The sequence below is a fragment of the Bradyrhizobium sp. Ce-3 genome, assembly GCF_022835695.1.
Taxonomy (GTDB): domain Bacteria; phylum Pseudomonadota; class Alphaproteobacteria; order Rhizobiales; family Xanthobacteraceae; genus Bradyrhizobium.
Genome location: NZ_BQUV01000002.1, coordinates 963,279 through 988,379, shown reverse-complemented (window position 1 = coordinate 988,379; position 25,101 = coordinate 963,279). Strand labels below are relative to the sequence as shown.

21 protein-coding genes and 1 pseudogene are annotated in these 25,101 nt (G+C 65.8%); 11 read left to right on the top strand and 11 right to left on the bottom strand.

Going from position 1 to position 25,101, the window contains the following annotated elements; translation table 11 throughout:
* Window positions 1-208, bottom strand: a pseudogene (locus BRSPCE3_RS11050) (BA14K family protein); the annotation flags it as partial.
* A gap of 267 nt (window positions 209-475) precedes the next feature.
* On the opposite strand from BRSPCE3_RS11050, the gene BRSPCE3_RS11045 reads away from it, so the two are divergent.
* The gene (locus BRSPCE3_RS11045; protein WP_244065805.1) at window positions 476-886 is read left to right on the top strand and encodes an NADH:ubiquinone oxidoreductase subunit NDUFA12; all 411 of its coding nucleotides are present in this window, start codon (window positions 476-478) and stop codon (window positions 884-886) included.
* Between the two features lie 373 nt (window positions 887-1,259).
* Here the strand turns inward: BRSPCE3_RS11045 and BRSPCE3_RS11040 are convergent, their stop codons facing one another.
* Window positions 1,260-1,946 (bottom strand): DJ-1/PfpI family protein, encoded by a 687-nt coding sequence (locus tag BRSPCE3_RS11040; RefSeq protein ID WP_244065804.1) that lies wholly within the window; start codon window positions 1,944-1,946, stop codon window positions 1,260-1,262.
* A gap of 129 nt (window positions 1,947-2,075) precedes the next feature.
* Here BRSPCE3_RS11040 and BRSPCE3_RS11035 point away from each other — a divergent pair, with 129 nt between their 5' ends.
* Entirely contained in the window at window positions 2,076-3,014 is a 939-nt protein-coding gene (locus BRSPCE3_RS11035) for a GlxA family transcriptional regulator (RefSeq protein WP_244065803.1), read from the top strand.
* 122 nt (window positions 3,015-3,136) lie between these two features.
* The gene (locus BRSPCE3_RS11030) at window positions 3,137-3,355 is read left to right on the top strand and encodes a hypothetical protein (protein WP_244065802.1); all 219 of its coding nucleotides are present in this window, start codon (window positions 3,137-3,139) and stop codon (window positions 3,353-3,355) included.
* 215 nt (window positions 3,356-3,570) lie between these two features.
* Here the strand turns inward: BRSPCE3_RS11030 and BRSPCE3_RS11025 are convergent, their stop codons facing one another.
* From BRSPCE3_RS11025 to BRSPCE3_RS11010, 4 genes are all read right to left on the bottom strand, one after another.
* On the bottom strand, window positions 3,571-4,005 hold the full coding sequence (locus BRSPCE3_RS11025; protein ID WP_244065801.1) for a hypothetical protein: 435 nt from the start codon (window positions 4,003-4,005) through the stop codon (window positions 3,571-3,573).
* A 125-nt stretch (window positions 4,006-4,130) separates the two neighbouring features.
* A complete protein-coding gene (locus BRSPCE3_RS11020; protein ID WP_244065800.1) occupies window positions 4,131-5,354 on the bottom strand; it encodes an SLC13 family permease in 1,224 nt (407 codons plus the stop codon).
* Window positions 5,355-5,527: 173 nt separating this feature from the next.
* On the bottom strand, window positions 5,528-6,469 hold the full coding sequence (locus tag BRSPCE3_RS11015) for an alpha/beta hydrolase (RefSeq protein WP_244065799.1): 942 nt from the start codon (window positions 6,467-6,469) through the stop codon (window positions 5,528-5,530).
* A gap of 37 nt (window positions 6,470-6,506) precedes the next feature.
* The gene (locus tag BRSPCE3_RS11010; RefSeq protein WP_244065798.1) at window positions 6,507-7,286 is read right to left on the bottom strand and encodes an SDR family NAD(P)-dependent oxidoreductase; all 780 of its coding nucleotides are present in this window, start codon (window positions 7,284-7,286) and stop codon (window positions 6,507-6,509) included.
* A gap of 258 nt (window positions 7,287-7,544) precedes the next feature.
* Between BRSPCE3_RS11010 and BRSPCE3_RS11005 the strand changes: the two genes are divergently transcribed.
* Window positions 7,545-8,585, top strand: a complete 1,041-nt coding sequence (locus BRSPCE3_RS11005; protein ID WP_244065797.1) for a DUF2155 domain-containing protein — start codon at window positions 7,545-7,547, stop codon at window positions 8,583-8,585.
* 107 nt (window positions 8,586-8,692) lie between these two features.
* Here the strand turns inward: BRSPCE3_RS11005 and aat are convergent, their stop codons facing one another.
* Window positions 8,693-9,373 carry a leucyl/phenylalanyl-tRNA--protein transferase gene (gene aat / locus BRSPCE3_RS11000; protein ID WP_244065796.1) on the bottom strand — a complete coding sequence of 227 codons (681 nt, stop codon included), beginning with the start codon at window positions 9,371-9,373 and terminating at the stop codon, window positions 8,693-8,695.
* A gap of 222 nt (window positions 9,374-9,595) precedes the next feature.
* On the opposite strand from aat, the gene BRSPCE3_RS10995 reads away from it, so the two are divergent.
* From BRSPCE3_RS10995 to BRSPCE3_RS10965, 7 genes are all read left to right on the top strand, one after another.
* On the top strand, window positions 9,596-11,041 hold the full coding sequence (locus tag BRSPCE3_RS10995; protein WP_244065795.1) for a DASS family sodium-coupled anion symporter: 1,446 nt from the start codon (window positions 9,596-9,598) through the stop codon (window positions 11,039-11,041).
* Window positions 11,042-11,219: 178 nt separating this feature from the next.
* A complete protein-coding gene (locus BRSPCE3_RS10990; RefSeq protein ID WP_375709889.1) occupies window positions 11,220-12,551 on the top strand; it encodes an MdtA/MuxA family multidrug efflux RND transporter periplasmic adaptor subunit in 1,332 nt (443 codons plus the stop codon).
* Entirely contained in the window at window positions 12,548-15,655 is a 3,108-nt protein-coding gene (locus BRSPCE3_RS10985) for an MdtB/MuxB family multidrug efflux RND transporter permease subunit (protein ID WP_244065793.1), read from the top strand. The genes BRSPCE3_RS10990 and BRSPCE3_RS10985 overlap by 4 nt, the downstream gene beginning before the upstream one ends.
* 14 nt (window positions 15,656-15,669) lie before the next feature.
* Window positions 15,670-18,954: an efflux RND transporter permease subunit gene (locus BRSPCE3_RS10980; RefSeq protein ID WP_244065792.1), complete on the top strand. Its 3,285-nt coding sequence runs from the start codon at window positions 15,670-15,672 to the stop codon at window positions 18,952-18,954.
* On the top strand, window positions 18,955-20,439 hold the full coding sequence (locus BRSPCE3_RS10975; RefSeq protein WP_244065791.1) for an efflux transporter outer membrane subunit: 1,485 nt from the start codon (window positions 18,955-18,957) through the stop codon (window positions 20,437-20,439).
* A gap of 8 nt (window positions 20,440-20,447) precedes the next feature.
* A complete protein-coding gene (locus tag BRSPCE3_RS10970; protein ID WP_244065790.1) occupies window positions 20,448-20,759 on the top strand; it encodes a hypothetical protein in 312 nt (103 codons plus the stop codon).
* A gap of 11 nt (window positions 20,760-20,770) precedes the next feature.
* Window positions 20,771-21,121: a BA14K family protein gene (locus BRSPCE3_RS10965; protein WP_244065789.1), complete on the top strand. Its 351-nt coding sequence runs from the start codon at window positions 20,771-20,773 to the stop codon at window positions 21,119-21,121.
* 13 nt (window positions 21,122-21,134) lie between these two features.
* Here the strand turns inward: BRSPCE3_RS10965 and BRSPCE3_RS10960 are convergent, their stop codons facing one another.
* From BRSPCE3_RS10960 to BRSPCE3_RS10945, 4 genes are all read right to left on the bottom strand, one after another.
* Window positions 21,135-21,812: a hypothetical protein gene (locus BRSPCE3_RS10960; RefSeq protein WP_244065788.1), complete on the bottom strand. Its 678-nt coding sequence runs from the start codon at window positions 21,810-21,812 to the stop codon at window positions 21,135-21,137.
* A 158-nt stretch (window positions 21,813-21,970) separates the two neighbouring features.
* Entirely contained in the window at window positions 21,971-23,062 is a 1,092-nt protein-coding gene (locus BRSPCE3_RS10955) for a sensor histidine kinase (RefSeq protein ID WP_244065787.1), read from the bottom strand.
* Complete coding sequence (locus BRSPCE3_RS10950; RefSeq protein WP_244065786.1) at window positions 23,059-23,499, bottom strand: response regulator; 441 nt, start codon at window positions 23,497-23,499, stop codon at window positions 23,059-23,061. Before BRSPCE3_RS10950 ends, BRSPCE3_RS10955 begins: the two co-directional genes overlap by 4 nt.
* Window positions 23,496-25,025: a CHASE3 domain-containing protein gene (locus tag BRSPCE3_RS10945; protein WP_244065785.1), complete on the bottom strand. Its 1,530-nt coding sequence runs from the start codon at window positions 25,023-25,025 to the stop codon at window positions 23,496-23,498. Before BRSPCE3_RS10945 ends, BRSPCE3_RS10950 begins: the two co-directional genes overlap by 4 nt.
* Window positions 25,026-25,101: the final 76 nt, after the last annotated feature.

The following is a 25,101-nucleotide window of genomic DNA, read 5'->3' as shown; positions in this document are numbered from 1 at the left end:
TCGCAGCACCGCGGCCGCCGCCGAAGCCACCACCGCCGCCGCCGATATGGCCGCCGCCACCGCCTCCGCCGCCGCGCGCACCACCGCCGCCACCGCCCATCGCGCCGATCTGCGCGGCGGACTGGGCGAACGAAACGGTCGGCGCCACAGCCAACGGCAGCGCAAGCGCCAGCGCCGCGGCGGTGCTCAGAACCTTCATATTGATCATTTTGGACTCCATCAAAACGGACAATGACTAACCATTTCTGCGGTCGGACGTTCCAGTGCTCGACATTGATTGTCCGTCATGTTGGCTTGCCCGCCGGCGCATGTATGGCAGCTGAACAAAACTCTCCGTGACCGCGTCATTTGGTCGCCGAATGGGCCCTCATCGGCGCCCATTCGGGGAGTGCCGGGCTACCTCGGCGGCGGCTGGACATTTGCGGATTCAGGTGGCATCAGAGCCGGACTGCCTCGAACCGACGACCGGCCACGCATGAAACAATTCCTGCTGAAATTCTTCACCTGGTGGAACGGCCAGACCTTTGGCACGCAATTGTGGACCTCGCGCTACGGCGAGCTGGTCGGCGAGGACGAGCAGGGCAACCGCTATTACCGCACCAAGGGCGGCGAGATCGACCCGACGCTGCATTTCGAGCGCCGCTGGGTGGTCTATAACGGCTATGCCGAAGCGTCCCGGATCCCGTCCGGCTGGCACGGCTGGCTGCATCACACCGTCGACGTGCCCCCGACCGAGGAGAAGTACGTCGCCCGGGAGTGGGAAAAGCCGCATCTGCCGAACCTGACCGGCACCGCGGAGGCCTACCGCCCGTCCGGCTCGACGCTGGCAAGCGGCCGCCGCCCCAAGGCGACCGGCGACTACCACGCCTGGACGCCGGGAAGCTGAACTTCACGCATAGTTGTCTGCGCCGTGCAGGCGTAGCAGCGCGTGTGCACTGCACGCGCGCCTCCGCCACGCGCGTGCGTGCCTGTGGACAACGGTAACAGCGGGGACAGGTGGGCCGCAGCCGCCGCCGTCCACTTGCGCTGCGCGCGGGTTCGCGGCTCAATGAGGTCATCTTACGGAGATGGGAAACCATCGCGTCGGATCGGGCTCCAGATCGCGACTGTCCCGATGAGCAGCGGCCCCCGAGTGGGATGCGGCCGGGAGATAGGCCCCCGGTACAGACGTCCTGAAATCGCCCGCAAATGTGGGGCCACCGTGAGACAGGAAGGGCCGCTCGGGAAACCGGGCGGCCTTTTTCTTTGTTGCGATCCGATCAGGACAGCTGGGCCGCGGCGCGGCCCATCAATTCGGCGCGGCGCGCATGTGCCGGTCCCATCCGTTCTTTCATGAATGCAAGAATCTCGGCCGGCGCGGTATCCGGCGAGCCGGCATTGAACGGCGGCGCCGGGTTGTATTCGAGCCTGAGCTGGATCGCTTCCGCGGTCTTGCGGTCGACGAGCTCGGACACCAGCGTCAGCGCGAAGTCGATGCCGGCGGTGACGCCGCCGCCGGTGAAGCGGTTGCGGTCGACGCAGACGCGCGTCTTGGTCGGGATGGCGCCGAAGCCCGCCAGGAAATCGATCGCGCTCCAATGCGTGGTGGCGCGATAGCCCTTCAGCAGGCCGGCGGCACCAAGCACCAGCGATCCCGTGCAGACCGACGTGACGTATTTGGCGCCCTCCGCCTGCTGGCGCAGGAAGGCGAGCATCTCTGTGTCGCCGACCATGTCGTCGGTGCCGAACCCGCCGGGCACGCAGATCACGTCGAGCTGCGGGCAGTCGGCAAACGTCGTGGTCGGCGTCAGGACCATGACGGAATCCGTCGGAACGGGCTCGATCCGTTTCCAGATCAGATGCACCTTGGCGCCGGGCACCGAGGAGAACACCTGCAACGGGCCGGTCAAATCGAGCTGGGTCACCTTTGGGAAGACGAGCAATCCAATCTGCAGGGGTTCGGACATCGGAGGTCTCCAAATAGCGCTTGACGGAACCACGATGCCATGGTGGCCTCTTGTCCAAAATGGCGTAATTCCCTCATTTTCGGACGCCAGGCCCATCTCTGGGCATTCGGCATTGCGAGGATCTGGCAGATGATCGGCATCCTGATCTTTCCCGACTTCCAGCTGCTCGATGCGGCCGGCCCGATCGCGGCGTTCGAGATCGCGGCGCGCTTCGCCAACAATCCGCCAGCGATCAGGACGATCGCGGTGAAGGCCGGGCCGGTGCGCTCGTCGTCCGGCGTCGAGATGCTGGCGCGCGGCTTCAAGCCGTCGGCGGCGATCACGACGCTGATCATCGCGGGCGGCAACGGCGTGCGCACACCGGCGACCTGTCCGGTCACGCTGTCATTCGTGCGGCGGATGGCGAGCCGCGGCATCCGCGTCGCCAGCGTCTGCTCGGGCGCCTATGTGCTGGCCGAAGCCGGCCTGCTCGACGGCCGCCGTGCCACCACGCATTGGCAGCGCACGCCGCATTTCGTGAAGACCTATCCGAAGGTCAAGCTCGAGCCGGACCAGATCTTCGTTCGCGACGGCAATATCTGGAGCTCGGCCGGCATCACCGCCGGCATCGATCTCGCGCTGGCGATGATCACCGAGGATTACGGCGACGAGATCGCGCAGAGCACCGCGCGGCAGCTCGTGCTGTATCACCGGCGCAGCGGCGGGCAGTCGCAGTTCTCCTCGCTGCTGGAATTGAAGACGCCGAACGGCCGGTTCGGACCGCTGCTCGCCTGGGCGCGCGAGCATCTCGACGCGCCGCTGACGGTCGAGGACCTCGCCGACAAGGCCGGGATGAGCTCGCGGCACTTCACCCGCGCCTTCATCGCGGAGACCGGCACCACGCCGTCGAAGGCGGTCGAGCGGTTGAGGATCGAAGTCGCGCGGCAGCGCGTGCAGTCGTCGGGCGAGGCGATCGAGCGCGTCGCCGAGATCACCGGCTTCCGCGATCCGGAGCGGATGCGCCGCGCCTTCATCCGCGCCTTCGGCCAGCCGCCGCAATCGCTGCGCCGGGCCGCGCGGGCCGGGTAGGTGGGTTTGGGACAAGTTCGTTGTCCGATCTCACACGATTCATTTTGTCGTTGCATCGATGAACCAGCGCGACGGTTCCAGTGACCCACGTCAAGTGGGCGTGGGCAGCCGAGGAGGTTCTCATGACAAAGCATCGGACGATGACCGGCTTCGTGGCCGTTGCCCTGCTGGCCGTCACTGCAACCGCCGCGACGATCAGGTCGCACTTGCCCCGGACCGAGAGCGTCGTCGTCTCCGACGCGGACGCGATCCCGGCCAGGGATTTCAGCGACCGCTGGTCTCCGATCTTCGCTTTGCCTCCGGCAGCGGACATGGCTGAGCGCGCGCCTGACGCGCGTTAAGTCGGTCAGGTCAGGCCATTGCTGGGCGCGCGGGGTTACCGCAGGACAAAAAGCCCCCGCCGGAGCGGGGGCAAGATGTTGAACGACCTGATATTGAACGACTTGATCTCGAATAGAAACTAACGGTTCTGCCGCGCTGGAATTGCGCAGCTATTCACCTATGCACGCTGAAAATCCACGGATGCGCCGAGCACGAAACGTGCTCAGCCGACCGATCACCGGGTCAATGTGTCGGTCGCGATTTTTTTCTTGAGTGATTCACAGGTATTCCTGACCTCCGTGGTCATCAGCGAGACCGCTTCGATCTGCAGGAAGAAGCGCTTGCCTTGATCGCGGTAACCTGCAGCGAACTCCTTGATTTCCGCGATCATCTCATGGACGCCTGCCACCATGACCTCGCAGTTCTTGGCGGCCAATTGCAGCTCCGACCCGAGCGCCTCGATCTCTTTCACCGCCGCTTCGTACTCGCGCACGACCGCCTCGGCCGACAGCTTGCCCACCTCATTGACGCCGTTGCGATGCTCGACGTAGTCCGGCATCGGTGAGAGCGGCCGAACATTGCTGCGTGGCCGATGCGAATTCACCGTGTCGGTTTCGCCCTCCGTGGTCTCCAACGGGGCGCGGGCGAGGACTTCTGCACTAACACTCATGCGAACGCTCCATAAGTTGTTACGGCGAATTGAGTTTAGCAATGTCAACGGATTTGTCTCGCTTTTCCACAAGTTTGAGACAATCCCATTGTGCGTTGCAGCACGGCGGAGTTCCGCATTTTGGCTCAATGCGGCGCGTCGGGATGCCAGCCGAGCAGGGCCAGCATCACGAAGAAGCCGACGACATAGGCCATCATGATCGGCCAGCCCTGGGTGATCCAGCGGACCACCGACTTGGCTTCCGGATACATGTTGGACACCGCAACGCCCGCGGACGAGCCGAACCAGACCATCGATCCGCCAAATCCGACCGCGTAGGCGAGGAAGCCCCAATCGTAGCCGCCTTGCCTGAGCGCCAGCGCGGTCAGGGGAATGTTGTCGAACACCGACGAGATGAAGCCGAGCCCGAGCGCGGTCTGCCATGATGCGGCCGGCAGCTTCTCCACCGGCATCATCGAAGCCGCCGTCACCAGCGCGAGCAGGAACACGGTGCCCTTGAACGTCTCGGGCATCACCGACCAGTCCGGCCGCCGCAGCAGCGCGGTGACGAGGATCGCGGCCCAGACCGCGAGCCCGAGCACCGGCAGCGCATCGAGCAACGCGGGGAATTTCAGATTGGCCGTCACATTGGCCGCTAGCGCGGCGAGCAGGATCACCGCGACGATCGCAACCCGCGACCAATCGATCGCAAGGCCGGACGGTGCATCCTTCACGATCGGGGAATAGCGGTGCTGCTGCAGTGAGGCCGGCACCGCAAACACCAGCATCGCCGCGATGGCCGCGACATAGGCGTCGACGACGGTGAGCGGGCTGACACCGTCGATCCACATCATCGTGGTCGTGGTGTCGCCGACGACGCTGCCGGCGCCGCCGGCATTCGATGCGGCAACGATGGCCGCGAGGTAGCCGATATGGACGCGGCCGCGGAACACGGAACGCGCGACGGTGCCGCCGATCAGCGCCGCTGCGATATTGTCGAGGAAGGCCGACAGCACGAACACGATCACCAGCAGGATCAGTCCGCCCTTCCAGTCGTCGGGCAGCAGCGCCGGCATCTCGTCCGGGATGCGGCTCTCTTCGAAATGCCGCGACAGCAGCGCAAATCCCATCAGGAGCAGGAACAGGTTCGCGAGCGTGACCCACTCATGCTCCATCTGGTGCACGAGGCCGGGCAGGCCCGCGCCGAACCTTGCGAAGCCCGTGAACATCAGCTTGTAGGCGACGATCGTGGCAAGGCCGGTCAACGCCACCGCGAGCGTATGGTGATGGAAGATCGCGACGCCGAGCAGCGTCAGCGCGAACAGGATGAAGTCGAACGGGATACCGTAGACGAGGAGTGGCGTGAACAAGGCGATCTCGATGGCTGAAGTGCCCGGTGGCGTGAAGCGTCCGGCCGCACTATCGCGCGGCGCGGGGAACTGCAAGGCGCGCTAACGCCGCAAGCTGCGCGCGTCCCAGCCGTCCGGCTCCAAGCCGCGATCGGGAGCGACGCTCCCAGGCGCGTCGCTGCCGATCGGATCGCTCAGCCCAGCGTCTTCAGCCAGGCGCTGATCTCTGATACCGCGACATTAGCCTGGTTCAGCAGCTTGCCCATGGTGAAGAATCCATGGAATTGACCGGGGAAATGCCGGTAGGTTACGGGCACGCCGGCGTCCTTGAGGAATTTCGCATACTCGTCGCCTTCGTCGCGCAGCGGATCGGCACCGGCGGTCAGAACATAGGCCGGCGGCAAGCCGGCAAAGCTTGTCGCGCGCGCGGGCGAGGCGCGCCAATCGCTCGAATCCGCGCCGCCGAGATAATGATCGCCGAACCACCCGATCACCGAATGGGTCAGCAGGATGCTGGTCTCGGGCTCGCGATGCGAGGGATGCTTCCGCGAGAAATCGGTCGCGGGATAGACCAAGAGCTGCGCCGCGAGCTTCGGTCCGCCGTCGCGGGCGGTGAGGGCCACCACGGCGGCGAGGTTGCCGCCGGCGCTGTCGCCGCCGACGATCAGGCGCGCGGCATCGATGCCGAGATCTCTGGCGTTGGCAGCGACCCATCGGGTCGCGGTGACAGCGTCGTCCACCGCGGCGGGGAAGCGGTGCTCGGGCGCCAGCCGATAGTCGACCGAGATCACGATCAGCTCGCCCTCATGGGCGAGCTTCTGGCAGACCACCTCATGGGTATCGAGATCGCCGATCACCCAGCCGCCGCCGTGGAAGAACACCAGACATGGCGCGAGCCCGTTCGTCTTGCGCAGCGTCTTCGGCGTGTAGATGCGCCCCGGGATGGTGCCGTGCGGCGCCGGGATCGACAGCTCCTTGCTCGATTCCAGCGCGGGCGGCTCGGGATTGGAGACGATTCGAGCAGCCCGATAATATTCGCGCGCCTCCGGTGCGGTCAGCGTCTCATAGGCGGGACGGCCGGCTTCCTGGAACGCCTTGAAGACAGCAGCGGCATCGGGATCGAGAACGACGGGCATGGGCAAACAAACCTTTTGGTGATGCTGAACTGAATGATCAGGCGGCGGTGCGGCCGCCATCGACGGTGTAGGCGGAGCCGGAGACGTAGCTCGCCTCGTCGGAGGCAAGGAACGCGACGATCGAGGCGACCTCGCTCGCGAGTCCGAGGCGGCGCGCCGGGATGCGGTCGACGATCTTCTCCACCGGCGGCGGTGCGTTGCCGCCGGAACGACCCTGCAGGATCGTGCTCAGCATCCGGCTCTCGATCATGCCGGGGCAAACGCAATTGACCCGCACGCCGGTGCCGGTGCACTCCCAGGCCGCGCTCTTGGTCAGGCCGATCACTGCGTGCTTGCTGGCGCTATAGACCGCGATCATCGGCGATCCCATCAGGCCAGCGATCGAGGCGGTGTTGATGATGCTGCCCTTGTTCTGCTTCAGCATCACCGGCAGCACATGCTTCATGCCGAGGAAGACGCCGACCACGTTGACGTCGAGCACGCGGCGAAAGCTTTCCAGCGAATATTCCGGGATCGGCCTGATGTCGCCCTCGATGCCGGCGTTGTTATAGAAGGCGTCGATGGTGCCGAAGCGGTCGACGGCGGCGCGGACATAATCCCTGACCTCGTCCTCGTCGGTGACGTCGGCGGTGATCGCGAGCGGCTCGGCCGAGGCGGGGAGGTCCTTGATGGCGGCGGCGAGATCGGCGCCCTTGCGATCGACTGCGACAATCCGCGCACCGCGTTCGGCGAGCAGATGAAGCGTGGCGGTTCCGATGACACCGGCAGCCCCGGTGACGACGGCAACCCGGCCGTCGAGCCTGATGCGATCTGGCATGTTGGGTTTCCTCTGGCTGGTCCGGTTCGATCCGGATTTTCTCAGGTTTTCACGCGGAGCCGCGCGCCTTCAGCGTGAGGACTATCACACGTGTTCCCAAGGCTGACCAGAGGTTGACCAGAGCCTGGCCGGAGGGCCGGGGAGGGCCGGTCCGGCGCCCTTTCCCCGCCGTATTCGGCGTGTTAACCGGTGGCCTGCGAGCGGCCGATATCAAGGTAGACTGTCGCGAGCCCGATTCGCCCTTTAAAGCCGCGCGAGATGCTTCGAACCATTGCCCTGACTGGCTTTGCGGCCTTGGTTGCCGCCTCAACCATCTCGCTTGCGCCGCCCGCGCGTGCGCAGATCGGAACGATTTTCTCCGATCCCGCGCCGCGCCCGCCCGGATCGATTCCGCGTGGCCAGGTGGCGCCGCCCAGCGACGACGACGAGGAAGTGCCGGAACTGCCGCGCGGCCGCCTGCTGCCGACGCAGCCGCGGGCGCTGCCGCCGGGCCAGGCGGTGCCGCCGCCCGGCAGCGTGCAGTCGCAGCCTTTGGCGCCGCCGCCCGGCTCTACGGTGGCTCCTCCGGGCACCCAGCCCGGCGTTGCCGTGCAGCCGCCGCAGCCCGGCGGGCCTGCCGTTGCCAACACCCCGCCCAGCGCCAATCCGCTGCCCGGCCTGCCGCCGGGGCAGCGTCAGCCGAAGGGGACGCCGCAGGGCGCTCCGCAGGGCGCTCCGCAGGGCGCCACCCCGCCGCAGACGCCGGCCGCGTTGCAGCCGGGCGACGAGGTGGTGCAGGAGCCGCCGTCGACCAAGATCACCAACAAGAAGGCGAGCTTCTCCGGCCTCGACAAGATCACCGGACGCATCATCAATTTCGACGAGGATATCGGCGAGACCGTGCAGTTCGGCGCGCTGCGGGTGAAGACCGACGCCTGCTATACGCGGCCGTCGACCGAAGCCGCCAACACCGACGCCTTTGTCGAGGTCGACGAGATCACGCTGCAGGGCGAGGTGAAGCGGATCTTCTCGGGCTGGATGTTCGCGGCGAGCCCCGGCCTGCACGGCGTCGAGCATCCGATCTACGACATCTGGCTGACCGACTGCAAAGGGCCGGACCAGACCATCGTGACCGCGGCGCCCGATCCGCCGAAGGCGCCGACGCCGCCTCCGCCGCCGGCCCAGAAGCGCGCACAGCCGAAGCAGGCCGCGCCGCGTCCGCCGCCACAGCCGCAGCCGCAATATCAGCAGCAGCCGCCACCTCCGCCGCCGCAACAGCAGCGGCCCGGCGGGTTGTTCGGCGGATTGTTCGGGAATTAGTCTCGGTCGCGTAGCCCGGATGGAGCGAAGCGAAATCCGGGGTCTTCGCCGCAGAGAGACTTGTCCCGGATTGCGCTGCGCTCCATCCGGGCTCCGCGATCAACCGGTCAACCGCGCGTGGCGATGATCGCCAGCGCGTCCGCTCCCTTGAGCGGCTGCGTGGCGTCGAGCTTGCGGAAATCCGCCGGTGCGCCCGTGATCGCCTTGTCGAGCAGTGCACGATAGCGGCGGCGCGAGATCTCGATCGCGCCGAACGTCCTCAGATGCTCGGTCACATATTGCGTGTCGAGCAGCTCGAAGCCGCCAGCGATCAGCCGGGCCACCAGATGCACCAGCGCGACCTTCGATGCGTCGCGCGTGGTGTGAAACATGCTTTCGCCGAAGAAGGCGCGGCCGAGGCTGACGCCATAGAGTCCACCGACCAGATTGTCGTTCTGCCAGACCTCGACGCTGTGGCAATAGCCCGACGCGTACAGCCCGACATAGAGATCGCGGATGCGCTTGTTGATCCAGGTGTCGTCGCGGCCGGGCTGCGGCGCCGCGCAACCGGCGATCACGGCCTTGAACGCGGTATCGACGGTGACGGTGAACACGTCCGAGCGCACGGTGCGCGCCAGGCGCGAGGCGACACGGAAGCCGTCGAACGGAATCACGCCGCGCAATTCCGGCTCGACCCAGAACAGCGTCGGATCGTCGGCGCTCTCCGCCATCGGGAAGATGCCGCAGGCATAGGCGCGCAGCAGGACCTCGGGCGTGATCTCGGAAGAAGCGGACTCGCGTGACGTCATGCCCCCAAAGATAGCAAAGCGCGGGCGGACTTGCGATGGGCCGGCCGGCATGGTCGCGACGTGTTGACGAAACGCGCCGGTTCCTCCACAAGCCGCGCCATCCGGCCGCAGTTTCCCGAGACGGACTGCGCCGCCGTGCTAGATTGCAACAAAAAGACGGCGGCGCAGCCCGGGACATGGCGGCGCGCGCCCGACAATCGACACAGGTGAGGGGGACGCTGCATGAAAATGTCATGGCGGACATTTGCGCCGTTGCTGGTCTGGCTGGTGATCTATCTTGTCCCGGTGCCATCGGGGCTGAACGCCAATCAGTGGCACTATTTCGCGGTGTTCGCCGCCGTCATCACCGGATTGATCCTCGAATCGATGCCGGTCGGTGCGGTCGGCCTGATCGGGCTGACGGTTGCCGGCGTCGGCGGCTATGTCGAGCCGGATCCGAACAAGTCGCTGCGCTGGATGCTCGGCGGCTTTTCCGAGAGCACGGTGTGGCTGATCGTCGGCGCCTTCGTGTTCTCGATCGGCTACCGCAAGAGCGGGCTCGGCCGCCGGCTGGCGCTGCTGCTGGTGCGCGGGCTCGGCCGCCGCACCATCGGGCTCGGCTATGCGGTGGCGTTCTCCGATCTCGTGCTGGCGCCGGCGACGCCGTCCAACACCGCGCGCTCGGGCGGCACGATCTATCCGATCGTCAGCAACATCCCGCGCATCTATGGCTCGGAGCCGGGGCCGACCGCGGGCAAGATCGGTACCTTCGTGATGTGGACGGCGTTCGCGACCACGGCGGTCACCAGCTCGCTGTTTCTGACCGCGCTGGCGCCCAACGCCGCAGCGCTCTCGATCGCCAAGAAGCTCGTCAATATCGAGGTCGGCTGGTCGCAATGGTTCGTCGGCTTCGCGCCGCTCGGCATCCTGTTGCTGCTGCTGGTGCCGCTGCTCAGCTATGTCATCTGCCGGCCCGAGATCAAGGAAAGCCCGGAGATCGTGACCTGGAGCGAGGGCGAGCTCGCCAAGATGGGGCCGCCGTCGCGGCACGAATGGATCATGGCGGTGCTGGTGCTGCTCGCGATGTTCCTGTGGATCTGCGGCTCCAATCCCAACATCAGCGTGCCGCTGCTCGGCTCGAACTTCATCAACGCGACCACGGTGGTGTTCGTCGTGATCTCGCTGATGCTGCTGACCGGCGTGATCGGCTTCGAGGACATCGTCGCGGAGAAGAGCGCCTGGGAGGTATTTTTCTATTTCACCTCGCTGCTCACGCTGTCGTCCGGCCTCAACGAGATCGGCTTCATCAAATGGGTGGCCGAGGGCTATGCGAAGCCGCTCTCCGGCACGTCGCCGCTGGTCGGGATGATCCTGCTCGTCACCTTCTTTTTCTGGATCCACTATTTCTTCTCGAGCATCACCTCACACACCGCCGCGGTGCTGCCGGTGGTGCTCGCGGTCGGCTCCAGCATTCCCGGCCTGTCGGTGCAGACCCTGATGCTGCTGTGCGTGTATTCGCTCGGGCTGATGGGCGTGATCTCGCCCTACGCCACCGGACCGGCGCCGATGTATTACGGCAGCGGCTATATCGGCAAAGGCGACTTCTGGAAGTTCGGGCTGATCTTCGGCCTGATCTACTTTGCCGGATTGTTGCTGATCGTGTTGCCCTGGCTTCAAACGATCGGGTAAAATAGCCACAATCCAGCGAGAAACAGCGCCCGACCGGGAAGAGCGGCTATCCTTTACAATTCTTAACGCGCTTTGTGCCGCGGAAGCGTTCAAAATGCTCCTCCGGATGTGGCGCGCGTGGAGTTCAGGGGACACATAGAGCCGCGCGAGCTCGTTCGTGTTTCTTCGTGGGCAAGTTATGGACCAGCAGATCAAAGACCCGTCGATTTTGGCGCCCGAGCAAACCAGGCGGGCGTCGCGGTGGCGAGGATTTCTGACCGGATGTCTCGTGCTGGCGGTGCTCGCCGGTATCGTCTGGTGGACGCGGCAGCAGGCCGCGCCACCACAGGCCGGCGGCGGGCGCAATGCCGGGCCGATGTCGATCGTGCCGGAGACCATCGGCAAGGGCGATATCGGCGTCAGCCTCAACGCGCTGGGCACCGTGACATCGCTCGCCACCGTGACGATCAGAAGCCAGATCAGCGGCTACCTGATGAAGATCGACTTCAAGGAAGGCGACGAGGTCAAGAAGGGCGACCTGATCGCCGAGATCGATTCGCGTCCATATGAAGCGACGCTGGCGCAGGCCAAGGGTACTCTGGCGCGCGACGAGGCGCAGCTGAAGGGCGCGCAGGTCGATCTCACCCGCTACCAGAACCTCGCCACGCAAAACGCCGTGCCGCACCAGACGCTGGATACCCAGGTCGCGCTGGTCGCGCAGTATCAGGGCACGGTCGAGGCCGACCGCGCCTCGGTGAAGTCGGCTGAAGTGAATTTGGCATATTGCCACATCGTCTCGCCGATCAACGGGCGGGTCGGACTGCGCCAGGTCGACCTCGGCAATTACGTGACGCCGGGCGACACCAACGGCCTCGTCGTCATCACGCAGCTCGAGCCGATCAGCGTGCTGTTCACGCTGCCGGAGGACAATCTGCAGGCGGTCGCGAAGCGGCTGAAGGAGGGCGCGGTGCTGCCGACCGCGGCCTATGACCGCAGCGGCGCCAACAGGCTCGCCGAGGGATCGCTGCAGACCTTCGACAGCCAGATCGATGCGACCACCGGCACGATCAAGCTGCGCGCCCAGTTCGAGAACGACAAGCGCACGCTGTATCCGAACCAGTTCGTCAACGTCCGCCTGCTGCTCGACACCCACAAGGATGCCACGACGATGTCGACCGCCGGGATCCAGCGCGGCGTGCCCGGCACCTTCGTCTATCTCGTCAACGCCGACAGCACGGTCTCGGTGCGGCCGGTCAAGCTCGGCGTCACCGACGGCGACCGGGTCGAGGTGCTCTCGGGCCTGACCGCCGGTGATCGGATCGTGATCGACGGCGCCGACAAGCTGCGCGAGGGCGCCAAGGTGGTGGTGCGCTCCGCCGCCGATGCTGCGAACCCGGCGGCTGCGGCCAAGGGCTCGGCGAACGGGGCGGCGAAGGGCGACGGCAAGGACAATAGCAAGGACAACAGCAAGGACGGCGCCGATCCCGGGGGCGGCCACCAGAAGCGGTCCGAGGACGGGCAGAAGAAATGAACCCGTCTCGGCCATTCATCCTGCGGCCGGTGGCGACCACGCTGATGATGATCGCCATCATGCTGTCAGGCATGCTGGCGTTCCGATTCCTGCCCGTCGCGGCGCTGCCGGAGGTCGACTACCCGACCATCCAGGTGCAGACCTTCTATCCCGGCGCCAGCCCCGACGTGATGACCTCGTCGGTGACGGCGCCGCTCGAGGTGCAGTTCGGCCAGATGCCGAACCTGAACCAGATGAGCTCGGTGAGCTCGGCGGGCTCGTCGGTGATCACGCTGCAGTTCGGCCTGTCGATCTCGCTCGACGTCGCCGAGCAGGAGGTGCAGGCCGCGATCAACGCCGCGGGCAATCTGTTGCCGTCGGACCTGCCGGCGCCGCCGATCTACGCCAAGGTCAATCCGGCCGACGCGCCGATCCTGACGCTGGGCCTGACCTCGAAGACCATGCCGCTGACCCAGGTCCAGGACTTCGTCGACACAAGGCTGGCGCAGAAGATTTCGCAGCTGCCCGGCGTCGGCCTCGTCAGCATCAGCGGCGGCCAGCGGCCGGCGGTGCGGATCCAGGCCGACATCCGCAAGCTCGCGGCCTATGGGCTGAATATCGACGATCTCCGCACCACGCTCGGCAACGCCAACGTCAACACGCCGAAGGGCAATTTCGACGGCGCGATGCGGGCCTACACCATCAACGCCAACGACCAGATCCGCAATGCCAGCGATTACCGCTCGCTGATCGTCGCCTACAAGAACGGCTCGCCGGTCCGGCTCAGCGACGTCGGCAACGTCGTCGACGGCGCGCAGAACGACAAGCTCGGCGCCTGGATGAACGAGACGCCGGCGATCATCCTCAACATCCAGCGCCAGCCCGGCGCCAACGTGATCTCGGTCGTCCAAGGCATCAAGGATCTGCTGCCGCAGCTGCAGGCGACGCTGCCGGCCGCGATCGACCTCAACATCCTGACCGACCGTACCGTGACGATCCGGGCCTCGGTGCGCGACGTCGAATACGAGCTGTCGCTCGCGGTGGTGCTGGTCGTGCTGGTCATCTTCGTGTTCCTGCGCTCGACCCGCGCCACGCTGATCCCGAGCCTGTCGGTGCCGCTCTCGCTGGTCGGCACGCTGGGGGCGATGTATCTGTTCGGCTTCAGCCTGAACAATCTGTCGCTGATGGCGCTGACGATCGCGACCGGTTTCGTGGTCGACGACGCCATCGTCGTGATCGAGAACATCTCGCGCTACATCGAGGAGGGCGAGTCGCCGCTGGAGGCGGCGCTGCGCGGCTCGGAGCAGATCGGCTTCACCATCATCTCGCTGACGGTGTCGCTGATCGCGGTGCTGATCCCGCTGCTGTTCATGGGCGACGTGGTCGGCCGCCTGTTCCGCGAATTCGCCATCACGCTGTCGGTGACGATCCTGATCTCGGCCCTGGTGTCGCTGACGCTGGTGCCGATGGCCTGCGCCAAGCTGCTGAAGCCGGAGAGCATGACGCGCGAGAACACCTTCCAGCGGCTCAGCCGCGAAGGCTTCGACCATGTCATCGCGATCTACGCCCGGATGCTCAACTGGGTGCTGGATCGCCAGACTTTCGTGCTGCTGATCGCGCTCGCGACCTTTGGCCTGACGGCGCTGCTCTATGTCGTGATTCCCAAGGGCTTCTTTCCGGTGCAGGACACCGGCGTGATTCAGGCGATATCAGAGGCGCCGCAATCGGTGTCCTATGCGGCGATGGCCGAGCGGCAGCAGCGGCTCGCCAGCGCCATCCTGAAGGATCCGGACGTCGAGAGCCTGTCGTCGTTCATCGGCGTCGACGGTACTAATACGACGCTCAACAGCGGCCGCATCCTGATCAACCTGAAGCCGCATGAGCAGCGCAAGGCCGGCGTTGCGACGGTGATGGACCGGATCAAGGCGAGCACCGCCGCGCTGACCGGCATCACGCTCTACATGCAGCCGGTGCAGGACCTCACCATCGAAGGCACGGTGAGCCGGACGCAATACCAGTTCATCCTGCAGGATGCCGATCCGAACGAGCTCGCGGAATGGACGCCGAAGCTGGTCGACAAGCTCAGGGAATTGCCGGAGCTCAGCGACGTCACCAGCGACATCTCCGCGCAGGGGCTTTCGGTGTTCGTCGACATCGACCGCGACCAGGCGGCGCGGTTCGGCATCACGCCGGCGACGATCGACAACGCGCTGTACGATTCCTACGGCCAGCGCATCGTCTCCACCGTGTTCACCAATTCGAACCAGTACCGGGTGATCCTCGAGGCCGATCCGTCGCTGCAGAACTCGCTGGATTCGCTGAACTCGATCTACCTGCCGTCATCGGTGGGCTCGACGCCGGTGCCGCTGTCTGTGATGGCCAAGATGCGGGTGGAAACCGCGCCGCTGCAGGTCTCGCATCTCGGCCAGTTCCCGTCGGCCACGGTCTCGTTCAACCTGGCGCCGGGCGCCTCGCTCGGCGGCGCGGTGACCGCGATCAAGCAGGCGCAGGCCGACATCAACCAGCCGCTCGGCATGATCACGAGCTTCCAGGGCGCGGCGCTGGCGTTCCAGTCCTCGCTCTCCAACCAGCTGTTCCTGATCCTGGCCGCGATCATCACGGTCTATATCGTGCTCGGCGTGCTTTATGAGAGCTTCATCCATCCGCTGACGATCCTGTCGACGTTGCCTTCGGCAGGCATCGGCGCGTTGCTGGCGCTGATGATGGCGGGCCAGGATCTCACCATCATCGCGATCATCGGCATCATCCTGCTGATCGGCATCGTCAAGAAGAACGCGATCATGATGATCGACTTCGCGCTCGATGCCGAGCGCAACGAGGGCAAGCCGCCGCGTGAGGCGATCTACCAGGCCTGCCTGCTCCGGTTCCGGCCGATCATCATGACGACGATGGCCGCGGTGCTCGGCGCGCTGCCGCTGATGCTCGGCAGCGGCGCCGGCTCCGAGCTCCGCCATCCGCTCGGCATCTCGATCGTCGGCGGCCTCCTGGTGAGCCAGCTCCTGACCCTGTTCACGACGCCCGTGATCTACCTCTGGTTCGATCGCCTGGCGCTGCGGTTCGCCGGGCGGGCGGACGAGGTCGGCGAGGCGAGCGGGTCGCGTTGAGCCAGGGGTCACCAATGGATCCGTCAACGCCCTTCATCCGCCGGCCGGTCGCAACCACGCTGTTGACCTTCGGGCTTGCGGCGGCCGGCATTGTCGCGTTCTTCAAATTGCCGGTGTCGCCGCTGCCGCAGGTGGATTTCCCGACCATCTCGGTGCAGGCGACGCTGCCCGGCGCCAGCCCGCAGGACGTCGCGACCACGGTCGCAAGCCCGCTTGAACGGCATCTCGGCCAGATCGCCGATGTCAGCGAGATGACGTCGTCGAGCTCGGTCGGTCAGACCCGGATCACGCTGCAGTTCAACCTCAATCGCGACATCGACGGCGCGGCGCGTGACGTGCAGGCCGCGATCAACGCGGCGCGAGCCGATCTGCCGACCAGCCTGCGCAGCAATCCGACCTACCGCAAGGTCAATCCGGCCGACGCGCCGATCCTGATCCTGACGCTGACGTCGGATACGCTGACGCGCGGCGCGCTCTACGATGCCGCCTCCACGGTGCTGGCGCAGAAGCTGTCGCAGGTCGAGGGCATCGGCGAGGTCGTGGTGGGCGGCAGCTCGCTGCCCGCCGTCCGCGTCGACCTGATCCCGCAGACGCTCTACAAATACGGCATAGGACTGGAAGACGTGCGCGCGGCGCTGTCGAGCGCCAACGCCCACAGCCCCAAGGGCGGCATCGATGTCGGCGACCAGCGCTACCAGGTCTACGCCAACGACCAGGCCAACAAGGCCGAGGACTACAAGCCGCTGATCGTGGCCTACCGCAACGGCGCGCCGGTCCGTCTATCCGACGTCGGCGAGGTGACCGACGGCGTCGAGAACCTGCGCAATGCGGGGCTCGCCAACGGCAAGCCGGCGGTGCTGCTCATCCTTTACCGGCAGCCGAACGCCAACATCATCTCGACCGTCGACCTGGTGAAGGGGTTGCTGCCGCAGCTGCAGGCCTCGATTTCGCCTGCAATCGATATCGGCCTTGCTGTCGACCGCTCGACCACCATCCGCACCTCGCTGCATGACGTGGAACGAACGCTGGTTCTGGCGGTGCTGCTGGTCATCATCGTGGTGTTCGCGTTCCTGCGCAATTTGCGCGCCACCTTCATCCCGGTGGTTGCGGTCTCGGTGTCGCTGGTCGCGACCTTCGGCGCGATGTACCTGTTCGGCTACAGCCTCGACAACCTGTCGCTGATGGCACTGACGGTCGCGACCGGCTTCGTGGTCGACGATGCCATCGTGGTGCTGGAGAACGTCACCCGCTACATCGAGGACGGCCTGAGCCCGCTTCAGGCGGCGTTGAAGGGCGCCAACGAGGTCGGCTTCACCGTGCTGTCGATGAGCATCTCGCTGATCGCGGTGTTCATCCCGATCCTGTTGATGGCCGGCATCGTCGGGCGGCTGTTCCGTGAATTCGCGATGGTGATCTCGATCTCGATCCTGATCTCGCTCGCGGTGTCGCTGGCGACCACGCCGATGATGTGCGCCGTGCTGCTCAAGCCGGATACGGGCGGCCACGGCCGGCTCTATTGGGCGAGCGAACGCTTCTTCGAGGCGATGCTGAATTTCTATCGGCGGACGCTGACCGCGGCGCTGCAGCATCCGCTGTCGGTGATGCTGATCCTGGCCGCGGTGTTCGGCCTCAACTTCTATCTCTACGACGTGATCCCGAAGGGCTTCTTCCCGCAGCAGGACACCGGGCGGCTGGTCGGCTCGATCCAGGCCGACCAGAGCGTGTCGTTCCAGCTGATGCAGCAGAAGCTCGCGCAGTTCGTCGGCATCATCAAGCGCGATCCGGCGGTGGAGACGGTGGTCGGCTTCACTGGCGGCGGCCAGACCAATTCCGGCTTCGTGTTCGTCTCGCTGCGTCCGCTCGACCAGCGCAAGATCGGCGCCGATGGCGTGATCTCGCGGCTGCGCCGCGAGATGGCCGTGGTGCCCGGCGCGAGCCTGTTCCTGCAGGCGGTGCAGGACATCAGGGTCGGGGGCAGGGCCTCGAATGCGCAGTATCAGTACACGTTGCAGGGCTCGACGCTGGAGGAGCTCAACGAATGGACGCCGAAGATCGCGGCGGCCCTGCAGCGCGATCCTGATCTCGCCGACGTCAACAGCGACCAGCAGAACAAGGGCCTGGAATCCGACCTCGTGATCGACCGCGACGCCGCGGCCCGGCTCGGCATCACGGTGAGCCAGATCGATAACACCCTCTATGATGCTTTCGGCCAGCGCCAAGTGTCGACGATCTATGTCGCGCGCAACCAGTATCACGTCATCATGGAGGTCGCGCCGCGCTACTGGCAGAACCCCGAGACGCTGAAGGACGTCTATATCAGCACGTCGGGTGGATCGGTTGGCGGCTCGCAATCGACCAACGCCGTGGCCGGCACCGTGGTCGCGCCGGGAAGCTCGAGCGCGGCCAGTTCGGCCAATGCCCAGGCCGCACGCAACCAGGCCACCAATTCGATCGGCTCGACCGGGAAGGGGGTGGCCTCGACCGGATCGGCCGTCTCGACCAGCAGCGAGACCATGATCCCGCTCTCGACGGTCGCCGCCTTCAAGCAGGGCGCCACGCCGCTTGCGGTCAATCACCAGGGCCTCCTGGTCGCCAACACCATCTCCTTCAACCTGCCGCCCAACGTGTCGCTGAGCACCGCGGTCGGCAGCATCGAGGCGACCATGAACCGGATCGGCGTCCCGGCCACGATCCGCGGCACCTTCCAGGGCACCGCCAAGGCGTTCCAGGATTCGCTCAACAACCAGCCGTTCCTGATCCTGGCGGCGCTGGTGACGATCTACATCGTGCTGGGCGTGCTCTATGAGAGCTACGTCCATCCGCTGACCATCTTGTCCACACTGCCGTCGGCAGGTGTGGGCGCCTTGCTGGCGCTGATGGCATTCAAGACCGAGTTCAGTATCATGGCGCTGATCGGCGTCATCCTGCTGATCGGCATTGTGAAGAAGAACGCCATCATGATGATCGACTTTGCGCTGGAGGCGGAACGCAGGCGCGGGCTGGAGCCGATCGAGGCGATCAGGGAGGCCTGCCTGCTGCGCTTCCGTCCGATCATGATGACGACGATGGCCGCGCTGCTCGGCGCCGTGCCGCTGGCGATCGGGATGGGCGACGGCGGCGAGCTGCGCCAGCCGCTCGGCATCGCCATCGTCGGCGGCCTGATCCTGAGCCAGGTCCTGACGCTCTATACGACGCCGGTGATCTACCTCTATCTCGACCGGTTCCGCCTGTGGGCCCGGCGCGTCCGCCGCGGTGGCGCCATGCGGATGCCGGGCTCCTCACTTCAACCGGGCGAGTAAATGCCGACAGGTGCAGCGTTGCGATATTCTCAGAAGTTGCGGAAGCCGCCCCGGTTTCTGCGCGTGGCGGCGTTCGGCGGCCTCGGCCTTGGTCTCGGCCTTGGCCTGTCCGGCTGCATCCCCGGGGCGGAGAAGCCCGAGCTCAGTCTCGAAGTGCCGGCGAGCTACAAGACCGCGGCCAAGGGCGATGCCGACGCTGCGGTCCCGGCGCTGGCCTGGTGGCGCGGTTTCCGCTCGACCGAACTGACCGGGCTGATGGAGTCGGCGCAGCTCTACAATCTCGATATCGCGGTGGCGATCGCCCAGATCGTGCAGGCCGACGCCCAGGTCGGGGTGTCCGGCGCCGCGCTGCTGCCGTCGATCTCCGGATCGGCGAATGCCGAACGCGAGAAGCTGGCGACGGGATCGAGTTCGTCGCTCGGCGGCAGCGGGACATTCTCGCAATACAGTGTCGGGCTCAGTGCGAGCTATATCGTCGACTTCTGGGGCAAGAACCGCGCGACGCTGTCGGCGTCCGAGGAGAGCGCCACCAGCGCCCGCTACAATCGCGAGGTCGTCGCGCTGACCACGATGGCGACGGTGGCCAACACCTATTTCCAGGTGCTGGCGGCGCAGGACCAGATCAGGGTCACCCGCCGCAATTTGGCGGCGGCCGAACGCATCCTTGCGCTGATCAAGTCGCAATTCGCCGGCGGCACCGCTTCGCAGCTCGACCTGTCGCAGCAGGAGGCGCTGGTCGCGACCCAGCGCGCAGCGATCCCGCCGCTCGAAGTGACGGTCGGGCAGAATATCGCCGCGCTCGCCGTGCTGGTGGCGCGTGCGCCGGCCAATTTCACGGTGCGCGGCGGCAGCACCACCCAGATCGCGGTGCCGCGCGTGACGCCCGGGCTGCCGTCGGAACTGCTCTACCAGCGGCCTGACGTGCGCCAGGCCGAAGCGCAGCTGGCATCCTCCAATTTCAGCGTCGACGCGGCGCGCGCGGCGTTCTTCCCGCAGATCCAGCTGACCGGCACCACGGGCTTCCAGAGCGCGGCGCTCGCCTCGCTGTTTGCGCCGGGCGCCTGGTATTACACGCTCGCCGCAGGGCTGACCCAGCCGCTGTTCGACGGCTTCCAGCTGGAGAGCCAGCTCAAGCTCGCCAAGGGCCAGCAGCTGCAAAACCTGCAGGCCTATCGCAAGGCGGTCCTGTCGGCCTTCGCCGATGTCGAGAAGGCGCTGATCGCGTTGCAGAAGTACACGCTGCAGGAGCGCCTGCAGTCCGACGTCGTCGCCGCCTCGCGCAAGGCGTTCGAGGTCGCCGAGACGCAGTTGCGCGGCGGCACGGTCAACCTCATCACGGTGCTGCAGGCGCAGCAGACGCTGTTCACGGCCGAGAACAATCTGGTCACGGTGCGGCTCAACAAGCTGCTCGCGGCGAGCAGCCTGTTCCAGGCGCTCGGCGGCGGCTGGACGCCGGCCGGCACGCTTGCCGCGGCCGTGCCATGAGGTCGATGATGCAGCGGTTCGTCACATCTTTCGTCGTCGCCATCGTGATCGCGCTGGGCGCACCGGCCGGCACGGTCCACGCGCAACAGCGGCCACCCAACGGCGTTCCGCTCGCCTTCGGAATGAGCGCCGACCAGGCCAGCCGGTCGCTCGGCGTTCCCCTGAACTACGTGCGCGGCACGCCGGGCAATGAATTGTTCGTCGCGCTGCCCAATGTCAGGGGCAGCGTGCTGTCGCGGCGCAGCGACGGGCTCTATCTGCAATTCGGCAAGGGACGCCTGATCGCCTGGAAGGGCGACTGGGGCACCAATCCGCAATGAGGGTCTTGGCCATGATCGCCATCAGAGCACTGATCGCCTGCGCCGCCATCGCGCTCGGCACGGCCGTTGCATCGGCCCAGGACCTTGCCCGGGATTTGGCGCCGCAACGGCCGCTGCGTTACGGCAGCACCGGCGGTGCGTATTTCGACGGCCGGAACGACGACCGCGATTTCCGCAGCAACGGCTCGTTTCCGGGCAGCTTCGCCGCCGATCCCTTCAGCGCCGGCTTCGGTGCGGCCGGCCTGTTCGGCTCGACGCCGTATCATTCGGCGCGGCCCTATCCGTCGCAGGTGATCTTCGGCGCGCCATGTCAGGATTGCCGTCCGCATCGCACGCGGCGACACCACGACCGGCAGGAGTGAGGCGCCTTGCGCCCTAGGTCCGGCGCAGGAGATCGTCGATAATGCGCGGCTTCATCCAGCCGACCTTGTCGATGATTTCCCTGCGCAGGGTGTCCTTTTCCATCTCGTATTCGTCATGCGGGATATCTCGGCCAGGGCCCGGGGTGATCCCGAAGGCCTCGAGCAGCGCGTTGTGCCGCGCCTTCCAGGCGATCACTTGCTCGGTCATGACTTGCGTCACGGATGGAAGGAAGCCGGGATGGGCTGCAAGGCCGCATGACTCCGTGGTCTGCGGATCTCCCGCCAGCATGATCACGTTCCACTCGTCGTAGCCGATCAGATTCATCTGGCCGTAGAGAAACCCGCCATGCGGCCCATCCCAGATCTTTTGATCGATGACGAGGAACGGCACCGCCTGGCAATGGCCATGGCGCGCCGTCATATCGCCGTTGAAGGTCTCGGTGCGCGCCTGCAGCCGCTTGTTGGCCGCAGCGAATACGGCGAGGCGATCGTCCGCCGCAGGCGCGATCGCGCGTTCATCGTCGGGGGCGAAGCCGGCATCGCGCAGCAGCGATCCGATCTGCGGGTGGTTCCACAGCTGCTTGTGAAAAACCGGCGTCGCACCATCGGCGTCCGGTGGCGGACGCCCAGTGTGCTCGAACTCGCCTGATGTCTGCTGCTTCTTTCCAAAAACTGGCCTGCGCCCGAACATGGCGTGCCGCTCCTGCCAAGCTAACGGCACCAGCATCGCAAAGGAGGCCCAGAAATCTCTTAACTGACCGGGGTTGGCTCGCCGCGATCCATTAACAGAATGACCCAGCCGTTAAAGCGAACCGGACAAATCAATCGAATTTGCTGAAATTTGCGCCATTAGCTGGCGGCGGCGATCGTCGGTTTGGCCTGCGCCGGGCTGACGCGGGCGAACCGCACCACGATCCGGGTGCCCTTTTGGCTCGGGTCGCGCTCGACGCTGGCGTCGAGCTTGGCGGCCATCGCCGCCACGATGCGCTGACCCATGCCGGTGCCGCGTGGGTCGGCCTTGTCGTCAAAGCCGACGCCTTCGTCGCTGATCGCGAGCTGCAGGTCGTCGCCCTGCGGCTTGAGCTCGACATGGATCGGGCCGGCGCCGTCGGGATAGGCGTACTTTACGGCGTTCATCACCAGCTCGTTGACGATGATGCCGATCGCGACCGCGCGGTCGGGATCGATCTCGACCGGGTCGGCCCTCAGCGTCAGCCGCGACATCTTGTTGCCTTCGGCCGATCGCCTGAGATCCTCGAGCAGCGCCTCGAGATACTGGTTGAGCATCACGGTCTTGAAGTCGTGCGAGGTGTAGAGCCGGCGATGCACCTGCGCGACGGCGGCGACGCGGCCCATCGCGTTGGTCAGCGCGGCCTTGACGTCCTGCTGGCTCGCGGAATTGGCCTGCAGATGCAGCAGCGAGGCAATGATCTGCAACGAATTGCCGACGCGATGGTTGACCTCGCGCAGCAGCACCTCGCGCTCGGCGGCCAATGCGGCGTAGCGGTCGCGCGAGGCGTGCACCTCGGCCTCGGCCTCGTCGCGCGCTTTCTGAAGCGCGGCCTGCCGGATCGCGCCGTTGACCGCGACGTGGAGCAGGGGGATGAATTCGCCCCTGACGTCCTTGACCAGATAGTCCGCCGCGCCGGCCTTCAGCGCGGTGACCGCGATCGCGGAATCCTGCGAGGCGGTGACGAACACGATCGGCGGGGCGTGCGGTATCTTGAGGATCTGCTCCAGCGTCTCCAGCCCGTCGAGGCCGGGCATGACCTGGTCGAGCGCAATGACGTCGATGCCGCCCTGGGCGAGCCGGTCCAGGCCCTCCTGGCCGCTTGCGGCGTGCACGACCTTGTAGCCCGCGCGCGTCAGCCCGCGTTCGACCAGGCGCGCCAGCGCCGCGTCGTCGTCGATATAGAGCAGTGTCGGCGTTGCGCTGGTCATATCGAAGCTGGCGGCACCTGGATCACGGAAAAGAACAGGCCAAGCTGGCGAATGGCGTTGGCAAAGCTTTCGTAGTTCACCGGCTTGGTGATGTAGACGTTGCAACCGAGTTCGTAGCAACGCTTGATCTCCTGGGAGTCGTCGGTGGTGGTCAGCACGACCACCGGCGTCGACTTGAGATGCTTGTTCTCCTTGACCCGCTTCAGAATATCGATGCCGGTCATGTCGGGCAGATTGAGGTCAAGCAGGATGAGCAGGGCCTGGTTCTTGCGCTCGACCGCGCTGCCATCCTTGCCGAACAGGTAGTTCACGGCCTCTGTACCGTTGGTGAACGGGACGATCTCATTGTTGACACCTGAGCGCCGGATATTGCGCTCAATCAGGCGGGCGTGGCCCTCGTCGTCCTCGATCATGATGATGGTGACTGGATCGCTCATGATTCCTTATCCCGGTTCTTGCCTGACCATTTCATAGGCAGCGTGATCGTGAACGTGCTGCCGTCGTGAAGTTCCGATGCTACCGACATGGTGCCGCCCAGTCTGCGCACAAGTGCGCGGACATGGGCAAGTCCGATGCCCTGACCGGGCTTGTCCTGGGTTCCGGCCCGGCGGAACAGATCGAAGATGCGCTGGTGGTCCTTCGCATCGATGCCGCGGCCATTGTCCGTCACCTCGAAGATCGCAAAGCCGAGCTTGGTGCGGCCGCCGATCGAGATCTCGCCGGGGACACCGTCCTTGAGGTACTTGAGGGCGTTGTCGATCAGGTTGGAGAAGATCTGCTCCAGCGCGAGGCGGTCGCTGACGATGTTGGGCAACGCGCCGACGTCGATGGTCGCATTGGCCTCGACCGCCTGATGGGCGACCGTCTTGACGATGCCGTCGATCAGCTCGCGCAGATCGATCCGTTCGGGCTTGAACTCGCGGCGGCCCTCGCGGGTGAGATTGAGGATGGCGCTGATCAGGCGGTCCATCTTCGCGATCGACGATTTGATGAAGCCGAGCGACTCGCCAAAATCGTCGGACAGCTGCTTGTCGGAGCCTTCGAGCTCGGGTTCGGCCGCATCGGTGGCGTCTTCCGGCATCGCCGGCGCCAGCGACGCGGAGCGATTGAGCGTGGCGATGCGCTTGAAGATATCGCCGCGCAATTCCTCCAGCTCGCTGGTGAAGCCCATGATGTTGACCAGCGGCGAGCGCAGGTCGTGGCTGACGATATAGGCGAAGCGCTGGATTTCCTCGTTGGCCTCGCGCAGATCGGCGGTCCGTTCGTCGACGATGGTTTCGAGATTGGCGTAATTGTCGCGCAACCTGGCCTCGGCTTCGTCGCGCGCCCGCGAGGATTGCCGCAGCAGCATGACCGAGAGCGCGCCGAGCGCCAACACCATGCAGGAGCCGGCGATGGTGACCGAGGAGGCCAGCACCTGGGTTCGGTCCGCGGTCGCGTTGCGCATCGCCAACAGACGATCTTCCTCGGTGCGCATGTCGCGGCCGATCCGGGCGATCGCCTCAACCGCATCGGTCGATGTGCCCTTCCGCAAGATGTCGACGCTGGTGGCGACATCGTTGTTCTTGACGCGCTCAACGCCGAGGGCGAACTCGGCGAGGCGCTGCTCAACCGCGGCCTTCAGCTTCGCGGCATTGGCAACCTGTGCCGGATTGTCGACCGTCATCATCTGGAGATGGCCGAGCGCGGCTGGGAGCCCGGCTGCTGCGGCCTGGTACTCGGACAGGTATTGTGGTGCCGACGTCAGCAGATACGCCCTGGTCGCGCTTTCGGCGCGCCTGACGTCAACCAGCAGGTTGGCGACCTGGCTTTCGACCTCGACCGTATGGACCACCAGGGCGTTGTCTTCGCGCGCCTTGTTGACCAGCAGGACGGACGCCACGCTGACCGCGACCAGCACGAAAAATCCCGCCGAGAGCAGCAGGATCTGTAACGTGGACCGGCGTCGTGAAACTTGCGTCACGACGGTCTCTTTGCGGGAGTGGGATTCAATGCGTCCCCGTGGAAAGCCAATAACCCTTAGTACGTTTGAACAGGGC